Consider the following 11527-nt stretch of genomic DNA (forward strand, 5'->3'; position numbering starts at 1 on the left):
CACTTGTTGATGAAAGGGCATCCCACTGGGGTGCCCTTTTTTTTGATCTAAGACGCCTCAAATTAGGCGGATTCGTGGTGATACTGATATCCACCCTATGAACCTCTGATTGCGGAACCAATGCCACCAGCCTTAGAGCATAACTCGATCGCCGACAGGCTCGCCCTGCTCGCGGAACAACGCCGCGAAAATCAAATCGGGCGCTGGGAATTTGAACAAAGCAAACGCGATGTTCTCAACCTGCCACGGTCGCGCATTTCCCCAATCGTCCGAAACCTGCTGGCCTGTCTTATTGTGGATGTGACGTTGCTTGGGCTGACAATCGCCTTCCCTGCTTATGTAAAAATGGTCGCCTTGGTTGTCCTGCTCATTGTGGCGTACCTCGCAGCCACTGGCTGGTATGTCTTCTCAAACATCGACCGCGCGCGTCGGGACAGCCGCCACCTCTGGGGGCGCGACGCCGAATGGGACGATAACATGCGCAATCAGAGATGGCGGCCTTTCATCTTCAACAAGCAGGGGCGCAGGCGTTGAATAAGAAACCAGCCGTTGGTCCAACCCGCGAAGTTGCAAAGCTGCGCTATATGCGCGACGTGGGTGACATTACAGAACGCGAATATCTGCGCGCGGGACAGCTTGCCCTTGGCGAAACACCCAGCCGGCGGCGTGAATATATTACCATTGCCCTATTGATTGCGCTGAACATCTTAGTGCTTGTGAGCATATTCATTGTCGCAACCGTCTGAAAATAGCGCGGCCTAGTCGAGCTTGGTCTTGCCAATCTGCGCCAGCGTGATGCTTGTCTCTGTCTTGAGCACGGACCAAAGTTCTTTCAGGCCGTCCTCTCCTGCTGCGGCAATCGCAAATTGCAGGACCCGACCAAAGAACGCAAAGTTTGCGCCTTGGCCATAAGCCTTCACCACATCCTCGCCGCTGCGCAGTCCGGTATCAAAGAACAATGGATAATCCGGTCCAACCGCGGCCCGTATCTCGGCCAGTTTCAAAATCGGCGAGGGCGCGCTTTCAAGCTGGCGACAGCCGTGGCTGGAGACTTGCACCGCATCCACACCGGCCCGCTGCAACGCAACGGCGTCATCGGCATCCAGTACACCTTTCACAACAAGCTTGCCGGACCACATATCCCGCAACCGCGTTAGCGTGTCCCAATCTGCGCGCGCCCGGCTTTCAGTGCGGTCAAAGTCGTACCCGTCCATGTCAAAGTTCGCCATCTGCGGCTTGCCCGCGAAAAGGGATGTCAAAGACCAGCGCGGATGTAGCGCGAAATCAATAAACTGCTTGGGGCCGATTTTGAAGGGCATGGTGAAGCCGTGGCGCAGCTCGCGCGGGCGGCGGCCTACTTCGGCCACATCCACGGTCAGGACGATGGTTTCGTATCCGGCGGCTTTGGCCCGCTCGACGAGTTTGAAGGTGCCGGTGCCATCGCCCGTAAAATAAAGCTGGAACCAAGCGTTGCCTTCGGCCTCTTCAATCAGCGGCTCCATCGCAGTCGATGCAACCGTGGACACACCCAAAGGCACGTTTTCACGCGCGGCCAGACGCGCCAGCATCAGATCCGCGCCGGGGCCAGAGAGATTGCACATCCCCATCGGGCTTATGCCGAAGGGGGCTTTGGTGGACTTGCCCCATAACGGAACTGACAATGACCGATCACTGACATCGCGCAGGATACGCGGGCGCAGTTCCAGATTGTCAAAGGCCGCACGATTGCGCGCGGCCCCTGTTTCGGCGCCAGCGGCGCCATCAATATAGTCAAAAACCATCCAAGGAAGGCGCTTACGGGCAAGCCTGCGGGCGTCCTCGCTTGAATGGATCTTTGGTGCCATTTAGCTGGCGACCGCCTTCATAAAGCGATCACGGATCACAACAGGGTCCATCGTGATAACCGGCAGCTTGATGTTGCCGCTGTCGCATTTGGTCACGATGATCGTCATTTGTTTGCTGTCGATCGCCTCTTGCAGCACCTTGCCGGTGTCAACGTCTTGGCAGACGACCACATTTTCACAGCCACAGGCTTTGGCCACGTTTTCCAGTTTCGTCTTCTTGCCAGCATATGTTGGCTGGTCGCCGGTCGAGCCGTAAGAGCCGTTGTCGACGATCAACAGGATGAAGTTGTCGGCCACGTTGTTAGCAATCGTCGGCAGCGTGCCAAGGTTGGTCAGAACAGAGCCGTCACCATCGATTGAGATGACTGTCTTATCTTGTGCCAATGCAAGGCCCAGACCGATGGAGGATGACAGGCCCATCGTGCCCAGCATGTAGAAGTTCTTGGCGTTGTCGTCGATCATATGCAGCTCTTGGCTGGGTAGACCGATGTTACAGACGACCAGATGGTCATGCAGGATTGGCGCGATCTCGCGCAGGATTTCAGAACGGATCATTGGTCGCCGTAGCCTCCCCAGAAGGACGCATCCGTCAGGATCGCCACAGGTTTGTTGCACATGAATGTGTATTTCAGGATCGCATCCAGTTCATTCGCGTCCTCTTCCTTGTGGAAGTGGTATGTCGGGATGTTCATCTGGTTCAACAGCGCCTTGGTGTGCACGGCCATCTCGACCTGACAGGCCACGGGTTCGCGCAGCTCACCACGGTAGCTGATCAGCATGGGCAATGGCATGCGGTAATACTGGGTCAGCGTGGCGAGCGTATTGATGGTCACACCAATGGCAGTGTTCTGCATGATGATCGCAGGGCGCTTGCCACCCATGAATGCACCGGCGCAAAGCCCCATGCCCTCGTCCTCTTTATTGGACGGGATGTGGAAGATTTCGGGACGTGCTTCGACTTCGTCGATCACACCGGCCAACTGCTTACACGGCACAGTCGTGATGAAGGATACATCGTTGGCGACAAAGTCATCCACGATCTTGCTGCTGATACTCAAGGGCTTCGGTCTCCTGATTGCGCCCATCAAAGACAGGCGCGTTGCGTGTTGAAAGTGATTTAGGCGGGGTAGCGGGCGACATGTACGGCACAGGGTGCGTGTTGCACGACGCGCGCTGCGGTCGATCCAAGAAGATAGTCGATCAGGCCGGGCTTATGCGAGCCAAGGACGATGCAATCTGCTTTCAGGCTGGTTGCGGTGTCCACGATGGTGCGGCCGCTATGGCCTTTGACCGTCAGGGCTTTCACGCCGTCCATCTTGGACACACGGTTTTTCATCTCGGCCTCAGCGCTGGCGAAGGCATTGTCCATCACACTGGCCTCAACATAAGCGCCGACCGAGTTATTGGGGGCTTCATGGACATGCAACGCAGTGACTTGACCGCCCTCTGCCAGCAAAGTCCGCGCGATTTCCATCGTGGTGTCTGCGATGCCGTGATCCAAAGCCATTGGAACGATAATGTTCTTGTACATAGAAAACCTCCTTGGTGGTTCTATTCGCGTCAAGGACGCAGAATGATTTTGGGTGCCGCCACGATGCCAGCCCGGATGTCAGCAAAGGCCTGTTGCCCCTCAGACAACGGTCTTTCCTCGGTCCAGTCTAGCGCACCAAGGCGGCCATCGAAAATGGCTGAAGCCGTGTCGCGGAAATCCTGCGCGGTATACGTATATGTTCCGATGAAGGTGATTTCCTGCAAAGTCATCCGCCGGATATCAAGACCGCCGGTCGCCTCACCCAACCCGATATGCATGATTACGCCGCCCGGACGCGTGATCGCTGTGGCGTCAGCACGGGTCGCCGCATACCCCACACCGTCGATCACCAAATCTGCGTCGGTTACCGTGCCGGGCGCGGCCGCTGAGAACCCGTCAATTCCATCCAGCGTTTTCCGGCGAAGGGCATTGGGTTCAATCACCTGAATATCGGTGGCGCCAAACGCCGACAGACAAAGTGCAGCACCAACCCCGATCGCACCACCACCGATAACCACGCAACGTGCCTCGGTAAGAGGCGTATCAAGAGCGGCAGTACCAAGACGCACGGCATGCCAACCACAGGCCAGTGGTTCGGCCAAAGCGGCCTTTGACAACGGCACATCATCGGGCACTTCCACCAGATTGCGATTTGCCATGATGACCAACTCGCCAAACGCGCCCTCGCGCGGTGGCATGGAAATGATCATCCGGTCCGGGCAAAGGTTGTCGCGACCGGCCTTGCAGGCCGCACATAACCCGCATGTAGTCAGTGGATTGATCGTCACACGCTTGCCATCCAGATCGCCGCCCACGACACGGCCAGCCGCCTCATGCCCCAAAATCAATGGGGCTGGTCTGCGTTCATCATGGCCCAGATAGGCGTGCATGTCGGAACCACAGATGCCCGAGGCCTCAATCCTGATCAGGCTTTGGCCCAATGCAGGCACCGGGTCCGGCATATACCGATACACAAGCTTTTCTACGTCGTCGTAAACAAGCGCTTTCATTTTGCTGTGAACCCCCCGTCCACCATAAGAACCTGACCCGTGACGTAAGCCGATGCGTCAGAACACAAAAACAGCAAAGGCCCGTCGATGTCGGACAGATCACCGTTACGACCAATGCAGGTGTTTGCGGCGTTGCGCGCGGCGCGTTCCGGGTCGGCAAAAACCGGGCCGGTCAGTTCCGTTGGGAAAAACCCCGGACCAATTGCGTTTGCGGTGATCCCGTCCTTTGACCAGGCTTCGGCCATCGCGCGGGTCAGTTGCGCGATACCGGCCTTGGATGTCCCATAGCTAATCCCACCTGGAAAGGCGCGTGTTGTCTGCAAGGACGCAAAATTCACGATCCGCCCCCAGCCTTTGGCTTTCATCGCTGGCGCAAAGGCCTGGCTCAGGAAGAAAGGAGCGGCAAGGTTCAGGTTCATTGTGATATCCCACCCTGCGGCGGTGACGTCGTCCGCCGTCTCACGTGTGTTGATCCCTGCGGCATGAACAAGGATATCAGGCGCGCCAAAGGGCGCTGCGATCTTCGCAGCAAGACCTTCAATCCCGTCCCGGTCCGCAAGGTCGGCAGTGACAACGGCAGCATGGGATCCCGTGGCTTTCGCCCAGACCTCCAATGCCTCCTCCCGCCGTGCCACGCCGACCACCTTGGCCCCAGCGGATGCCAAGACCGTTGCAGCCCTTTGGCCAAGCCCCGCGCTTGCGCCAGTGACGCAAGCAACGTGACCCGTCAGGTCAAAGAGATCACGTGGATCAGCCATGCGGTGTCAGATCAAAGTTTTCACCGGGGAAGTACTTGGCCAGCCGCACATCGGCCGCACGGGCGTGACCTTCCATGCCTTCCAGACGGGAAATCCGGGCCGTTGCCTCGGCCACACGCTTGGACCCTTCGCGGGTTGCCTGCTGCCAAGTGACAATTTTCATGTACTTATGAACGGACAGACCACCGGTGTAGGACGCAGCACCTGATGTGGGTAGAACGTGGTTGGTGCCGGACGCTTTGTCGCCATAAGACACTGTGGTTTCTTCACCAAGGAACAGCGAGCCATAGCAGCTCAAACGCTCCAGCCACCATGGCAGGTCTTCGGCCTGCACGGTCAGGTGCTCGGGTGCGTATTCGTCGGAACAGGCCGCCATGTCTTCACGATCCGCGCACACGATGACCTCTGCATAGTCGCGCCATGCAGCAGCAGCATTGTCGCGGTTCACTTCGGGCAGGTCCGCGATCAGATCCGGCACGCGGTTCATCACGTCCTCGGCCAATGCGCGGTCATCGGTAACCAACCAAACCGGCGAGTTATACCCATGCTCGGCCTGACTGACGAGGTCGGTTGCAACGATATGTGGATCAGCCGATTTATCGGCCAAGATCAGGCTGTCTGTTGGGCCGGCAATCATGTCGATGCCGACGCGACCAAAGAGGATACGCTTTGCTTCGGCCACAAACTGGTTACCGGGACCGACAAGAATGTTGGCTTTGGGAAGATCGAACAGACCAAAGGTCATCGCAGCAACACCCTGCACGCCGCCCATCGCCATGATCTTGTCCGCACCACAGATGTGGGCAGCATAGATAATGGCAGGTGCGACACCAACGTCGGGACGCGGCGGGGAAGCGACGGCGATGTGGTTGCATCCTGCCACTTTCGCAGTCGTGACGGTCATGACAGCCGAGGCGATGTGGCTGTAGCGACCACCGGGGACATAGCACCCTGCCGCATCTACTGGGATCGCCTTTTGACCTGCAATCAGACCGGGGACGATTTCATATTCAATATCGCTTACGGTCGCTTTTTGCGCCTCGGCAAAGCGTTTGACATTATCGTGGGCGAACTGAATGTCTTCTTTCAGCTTTTCGGGCACCAGGGCAGTCGCCGCTTCAATCTCGGCCGCTGTCAGAATGACATTGCCATCGTATTTGTCGAATTTGGCGGCATATTCCATCGCCTTGGCGTCACCGCCTTCTTCGATATCGGTCAGGATGCCTTGGACGATGTCATGGACGTCCGATGCACCGGACTGAGCCGTCAATGTCGCTTTTTTCAGGTATTCGCGTGCCATGAATGGTGTGCCTTACTGTGTGAAACTGGGGTGTACTGAGGCAGAAACCGTACAGTGTTTTAAGCAGCGCATGAAAGAAATGGTCCCATATTCCACCTACGCGCGAAAAACTGCCGTGACGCTCTCCCCCCTTTACGTCTTGATTCTGATGCTATGTAAACGCTTACATTGTCGAAATGCAAGCCTTTACATTTCCGTCAGGTAAGTTTTACTAGTTCACTGATCGTTGCGAGCATACAAGGTGCCACAACCACTCCACTCTGGAAATCAAATGACAACGGACCGCCCAACACCAACGCTGCACGATGTGGCAGACGCTGCCGATGTGTCCACCGCGACGGTTTCGCGCTGTTTGAATTTCCCTGACAAAGTCGCACCGAAAACGCGCCAAAAGGTGCAGGACGCCATCGCGGCACTTGGCTATTCGCCCAATTTTGGGGCCAAGGTCATGGCCGCCAAACGCACCAACACAATCGGCGCGATCATTCCCACAATGGAAAACGCGATCTTTGCTCGCGGATTGCAGGCGTTTCAGGAAGAGTTGCGCGCGCATGGCTACACCATGCTGGTCGCCAGCACTGCCTATCAGCCGAATATGGAAGAAGAGCAAATTCGCACGCTTGTCGCACGCGGTGCGGATGCCCTATTGCTGATCGGCCACGCCCGCGCGCCATCAGTCTATGATTTTCTGCGCACACAGGATGTTCCGACAATTGTATCATGGGCCTATGACCCGCAAGGCGAAAGCCCATCAGTAGGCTTTGACAACAAGGCCGCGATGTATGCGATGGCCAAGCAGGTACTGGCGCAGGGGCACGTTCACCTGGCCGCTATTTCTGCCCCGACCGACCAGAATGACAGGGCTTCGGAACGCTTGTCCGGCATCAAGGCGGCTATGCAAGATGCAGGACTCGCACCAAAGAAACTGCACATCATCGAAACACCCTATTCCATCGAAAATGGCGCTTTGGCCTTCGCCGAATTGATGACGAAACACCCCCGCCCCACCGCAGTCTTTGGCGGTAATGACGTGCTTGCCATTGGTGCATTGCGACAAGCCAAAACGATGCAACTGGCCGTTCCGCAGGATGTCTCAATCGTCGGCTTTGACGATATCGAGCTGGCCCAAATTGCCGATCCCGCGCTCACCACTGTGCATGTTCCACATCGCGAAATGGGGCGGAAGGCCGCGCTGGCCTTGGTCAACATGCTGCGCGAAGGGAAATCACCTCCACACTTGGCGCTCGATGTTGAGGTCGTCTTGCGCGACACGCTGGGTCCGGTACCCAGGTCGTAAACTGCATCTGGCGCTGCACTGCGGCATAAGATAGATTGGGTTTATGAAGCTTATCGTTGGTCTTGGAAATCCGGGCGCGAAATACGCCCACAACCGTCACAATATCGGTTTCATGGCGATGGACCGCATCGCTGCCGATCACGGGTTCGGTGCGTGGCGATCAAAGTTTCAAGGACTGACCTGCGATGGCCGCTTGGGCTCTACGCGGGTCACCCTGCTGAAGCCCGAAACCTTTATGAACCTATCGGGTCAATCGGTTGGCGAAGCGATGCGCTACCTCAAACTCGCCCCTGAGGACGTGATCGTATTTCACGACGAAATTGATCTTGCCCCCGGAAAGGTCCGGCTCAAAACCGGTGGCGGGCATGCCGGCCACAATGGTCTGCGCTCTATTCACGGGCACATTGGCCCTGACTATGACCGCGTGCGCATGGGCGTCGGACATCCGGGGCACAAGGATGCGGTGCCCGGTTATGTGCTGCGCGATTTCCCCAAGGCCGATGCGGAATGGTTGGATGATGAATTGCGCGGCGTTAGTGACGGAATTGCCGATCTTGTCGCCGGTGATGGTGGCAAATTCCTCAATGCAATTGCGCTGCGGGTTGCACCGCCAAGGTCGTCCAAATCAACGCCCAAGCCAAAGGCAGCGCCTGCCCCGGAACCCGAGGTCGATGACCGCTCGACCATGCAAAAGCTGGTAGATCGGTTCCGTTGACACGCGCCGCTCTACAAGAGGCTTTCTTGTTTCAATCAAAAGCCTGCGCCAGCCTCGGCTCTCCGTTTATGGAGCAGCTCATGCGCCTGTTGGGTACGCGAGACTGGCCAGAGGGGCCAATAGCGGACCGGGTCTTTGCATGGAAAGGCGACATCAGCCCGCGCGGGCAATCGGTTTCCCTGCGGCTGGCAGGTGCACTGCATGCTTTGCATTTGCAGGGGCATGCTGTGTTAGGCCTTGTCTACCCACCTGCTAAGGTCGGCGATGATCATTTGTGGCGCGCGGTAAGTGCCACCTTGATCAGCGAGGTTGACCATATCAACACATGGCTCGACAGCGCCCCGCAAACCAATGAGGTACGCCGCTCTGCAACCCTGATCGCTGCGGGGCATCTGTTGGCCGACCGCTATGGCCTGCCACTGCGCACCTCTGAACTGGGCGCGAGCGGTGGCTTGAACCTGCATTGGGATGCTTATGCGATGCAGTTGGGGGATAAGTGTTTTGGTGCAGACGACCCTGTCTTGACGCTGACCCCAGAGTGGACCGGGCCTTTGCCACCAAAAACGGCACCAACGGTCGTGGCGCGTGCAGGTGTTGATCTTAACCCGCTTAATCCCGCCAACCCGGATCATGCGCTACGCCTGCAAGCCTATTTGTGGCCAGATCAGCCAGAACGCCTGGCGCTGACGCGCGCTGCGATTGCGGCGGCTGCAACACCCGTGACCCAAGGCGATGCGATTGACTGGCTTGCAGAACAATTGACCCACACACCCGGCCAGACCCATCTGATCTATAGCACGGTCGCATGGCAGTATTTCCCCGAGGATCAACAGGCCAAGGGGGCCGCGATGATTGCAAAAGCTGGGGAAACGGCAACCCAAGATACACCATTGGCATGGTTCGGCATGGAAAATGACGGCGGCGCACGTGGTGCGGCGTTGACCTTACGGCTATGGCCCGGCGATCATACGTTTGATCTGGGGCGCGCTGATTTTCATGGACGCTGGGTTGATTGGGCTGGGATGCCTGAACCTGCGGCGTAAAGGCCGCCGATATGGTAAATTAACCCAAAGTCGCTACATTATCTTCACAAGTAAGAACCGACACAAAAGGCCGCAAAGTCATGGAAAAAGACCCTTCATTCAACGTGCTTGGCAGTGCGCTGGCGACCTGCTCAACGGCACCAATGACCGGCTTTTTCCGCAATGGGGCCTGCGATACATGCGCCGCCGACCAAGGCAGCCACACGGTTTGCGCTGTCATGACGGATGAGTTTCTGGCCTTCTCAAAATACGTTGGCAATGACCTGAGCACACCACGCCCCGAATTCGGATTTCCGGGGCTGAAGGCAGGCGATGGGTGGTGCCTTTGCGCCAGCCGGTTCCTGCAAGCTCATGAAGAAGGCTGCGCACCTGACGTCAATCTGCATGCCACGCATGTGCGCGCGCTTGAGATCGTGCCGATTGATGTGTTGCGCGCCCATGCCGCACAGGACCCTGAGGGCTAGTCAGGCCTTCGCCATCAGATCGTCAATGAACAGACTAAGCAACTGGGTCCGCCCCGCAACGCCCGCCTTGCGGTAAATCGCATTGGTTTGTGCTTTGATTGTGCCTTCGCTGACGTCACGCAGGCCTGCAATTTCCTGCGTCGACATTCCCTTGATCGCAAAAAGAGCCACATCGCGCTCTGCCGGGGTCAGGCACCATGCGACGAACCTTTCCTCCAGAACCTCCATAAAAGCGCCAGAGGCAAGCCGAAGCTGATCTTCAACCACAACATTGCGTGCCATTGTGCGACGCAGCACGACCCAACCAAACGCCACGCCAAGCAAAAGACCAAGAGCCGCGCCCAATTCAATCAGTTCATAAAGTTGCCAGCTGATTGGCGCGACGCCAAGAATTGAGCCAAGTATTTGGGCCACAAAGAAAAAGGCGCAGAGAAGCTGCACCAAAACAATCACCACGACGGTCAATTGACCTTTCAACGATGGCCCTCCCTTTCGTCAGTTCAGGCTAATCTTCGTCATCATCGTCTTCATCATCATCGTCGTCATCATCTTCATCTTCATCGTCGTCGTCATCATCTTCATCGTCATCGTCGTCATCGTCATCTTCATCATCGCGGTCATCTTCATCATCGTCATCTTCATCATCATCGTCTTCATCATCATCGTCTTCATCGTCGTCATCATTGCCAGATCCGCCAGGGTTGTTCGAACCACCGCCGCTCGGATTAAACAGGGGCGGGCCACCATCATTACCGCTGATCGTGCGCCAGTAGTCGCGCAGGATTTCACCGGTTTGCGGATTGAAGACCAGCTCGCGACGCAGATCATCCCGTAAAGCTGTCACGCGGACTCGTCCCAACCAGGTGCGTTCCAATGTGATCTGTGAAAAGCCCTGTCCTTGCAACTGCGTCACAATCTGGTCCTGCACAGACTGGGCCGCCGCAAACTGCGGCGCCCCAGCAAGTGCAAGACATATTGCGACCTTCTTTAGCATAAGCTTTTTATCGCGCCTTCAGGACGATCACTCATCTTCGTTTTCGTCATCATCTTCATCATCGTCTTCATCGTCGTCCTCGTCATCATCTTCATCGTCGTCTTCGTCATCATCTTCGTCATCATCTTCGTCGTCGTCTTCGTCATCATCTTCGTCATCATCTTCATCGTCGTCTTCATCGTCGTCTTCATCATCTTCGTCGTCTTCGTCATCGTCTTCGTCGTCTTCATCATCATCAATGAAGTCTTCGTCATCGTCTTCAATTTTGACGCCGGGCTCAAAGTCGTCGTCATCATCAACCGGACCGACTTCTTGTTCGAGGATTGCACCGGTTGCTGCGTCATAGACAACTTCAAGCTTGCGGCCACCGCGGACCGCCTCGACCTTCACTTGCGAAGGACCGGTCTTGATTTCGATACTTTCATAACCCTCTGCCTGCAATTGCGTCGCGACCTGCTCGGCGATGGATTGCGCGTAGACCGGCGCTGCGGTGAGAGCGGCCAAAGTCGTTGTGGACAGTAGAATCTTTTTCATTTGTCAAACCTCCTGAGACAGTGCAGCGCGCATTGTG

At 56.8% G+C, this 11527-nt stretch carries 16 protein-coding genes; 6 read left to right on the top strand and 10 right to left on the bottom strand.

All coding sequences use genetic code 11. From position 1 onward, the window contains the following. Positions 1-120: 120 nt before the first annotated feature. The gene (locus MWU60_RS12840; protein WP_247227738.1) at positions 121-534 is read left to right on the top strand and encodes a hypothetical protein; all 414 of its coding nucleotides are present in this window, start codon (positions 121-123) and stop codon (positions 532-534) included. Further along, positions 531-746 (top strand): hypothetical protein, encoded by a 216-nt coding sequence (locus tag MWU60_RS12845; RefSeq protein WP_247227739.1) that lies wholly within the window; start codon positions 531-533, stop codon positions 744-746. Before MWU60_RS12840 ends, MWU60_RS12845 begins: the two co-directional genes overlap by 4 nt. A 12-nt stretch (positions 747-758) precedes the next feature. On the opposite strand, the gene MWU60_RS12850 is transcribed toward MWU60_RS12845, so the two are convergent. The 7 genes from MWU60_RS12850 to hisD are packed head-to-tail and all read right to left on the bottom strand — an operon-like array spanning position 759 to position 6443. Continuing rightward, positions 759-1844, bottom strand: a complete 1086-nt coding sequence (locus MWU60_RS12850) for an alpha-hydroxy acid oxidase (protein WP_247227740.1) — start codon at positions 1842-1844, stop codon at positions 759-761. After that, positions 1845-2399, bottom strand: a complete 555-nt coding sequence (gene comE / locus MWU60_RS12855; RefSeq protein WP_055686831.1) for a sulfopyruvate decarboxylase subunit beta — start codon at positions 2397-2399, stop codon at positions 1845-1847. After that, entirely contained in the window at positions 2396-2902 is a 507-nt protein-coding gene (comD, locus tag MWU60_RS12860; protein WP_247227741.1) for a sulfopyruvate decarboxylase subunit alpha, read from the bottom strand. The genes comE and comD overlap by 4 nt, the downstream gene beginning before the upstream one ends. A 59-nt stretch (positions 2903-2961) precedes the next feature. Next, the gene (locus MWU60_RS12865; RefSeq protein ID WP_247227742.1) at positions 2962-3375 is read right to left on the bottom strand and encodes a universal stress protein; all 414 of its coding nucleotides are present in this window, start codon (positions 3373-3375) and stop codon (positions 2962-2964) included. A 29-nt stretch (positions 3376-3404) separates the two neighbouring features. Further along, positions 3405-4385 carry an alcohol dehydrogenase catalytic domain-containing protein gene (locus tag MWU60_RS12870; RefSeq protein ID WP_247227744.1) on the bottom strand — a complete coding sequence of 327 codons (981 nt, stop codon included), beginning with the start codon at positions 4383-4385 and terminating at the stop codon, positions 3405-3407. Then, the gene (locus MWU60_RS12875) at positions 4382-5143 is read right to left on the bottom strand and encodes an SDR family oxidoreductase (RefSeq protein WP_247227745.1); all 762 of its coding nucleotides are present in this window, start codon (positions 5141-5143) and stop codon (positions 4382-4384) included. Before MWU60_RS12875 ends, MWU60_RS12870 begins: the two co-directional genes overlap by 4 nt. After that, entirely contained in the window at positions 5136-6443 is a 1308-nt protein-coding gene (gene hisD / locus MWU60_RS12880) for a histidinol dehydrogenase (protein ID WP_247227746.1), read from the bottom strand. The genes MWU60_RS12875 and hisD overlap by 8 nt, the downstream gene beginning before the upstream one ends. Before the next feature lie 271 nt (positions 6444-6714). Here hisD and MWU60_RS12885 point away from each other — a divergent pair, with 271 nt between their 5' ends. From MWU60_RS12885 to MWU60_RS12900, 4 genes are all read left to right on the top strand, one after another. Next, entirely contained in the window at positions 6715-7740 is a 1026-nt protein-coding gene (locus MWU60_RS12885; RefSeq protein WP_247227747.1) for a LacI family DNA-binding transcriptional regulator, read from the top strand. A 43-nt stretch (positions 7741-7783) separates the two neighbouring features. Further along, positions 7784-8455 carry an aminoacyl-tRNA hydrolase gene (gene pth, locus MWU60_RS12890; protein WP_247227748.1) on the top strand — a complete coding sequence of 224 codons (672 nt, stop codon included), beginning with the start codon at positions 7784-7786 and terminating at the stop codon, positions 8453-8455. 26 nt (positions 8456-8481) lie between these two features. Then, the gene (locus MWU60_RS12895; protein ID WP_348644692.1) at positions 8482-9498 is read left to right on the top strand and encodes a DUF2332 family protein; all 1017 of its coding nucleotides are present in this window, start codon (positions 8482-8484) and stop codon (positions 9496-9498) included. 80 nt (positions 9499-9578) lie between these two features. Next, complete coding sequence (locus MWU60_RS12900) at positions 9579-9962, top strand: DUF2237 domain-containing protein (RefSeq protein ID WP_247227751.1); 384 nt, start codon at positions 9579-9581, stop codon at positions 9960-9962. Here the strand turns inward: MWU60_RS12900 and MWU60_RS12905 are convergent, their stop codons facing one another. From MWU60_RS12905 to MWU60_RS12915, 3 genes are read right to left on the bottom strand one after another with little or no spacing between them, the layout of a single operon-like run. Beyond that, positions 9963-10439, bottom strand: a complete 477-nt coding sequence (locus tag MWU60_RS12905; RefSeq protein WP_247227759.1) for a helix-turn-helix transcriptional regulator — start codon at positions 10437-10439, stop codon at positions 9963-9965. It lies immediately after the preceding gene. A gap of 28 nt (positions 10440-10467) precedes the next feature. Then, on the bottom strand, positions 10468-10956 hold the full coding sequence (locus MWU60_RS12910) for a PepSY domain-containing protein (RefSeq protein WP_247227761.1): 489 nt from the start codon (positions 10954-10956) through the stop codon (positions 10468-10470). A 27-nt stretch (positions 10957-10983) separates the two neighbouring features. Then, positions 10984-11490 carry a PepSY domain-containing protein gene (locus MWU60_RS12915; protein ID WP_247227763.1) on the bottom strand — a complete coding sequence of 169 codons (507 nt, stop codon included), beginning with the start codon at positions 11488-11490 and terminating at the stop codon, positions 10984-10986. Between the last annotated feature and the right edge of the window lie 37 nt (positions 11491-11527).

The organism is Yoonia sp. F2084L, from assembly GCF_023015625.1.
Classification (GTDB): Bacteria; Pseudomonadota; Alphaproteobacteria; order Rhodobacterales; family Rhodobacteraceae; genus Yoonia.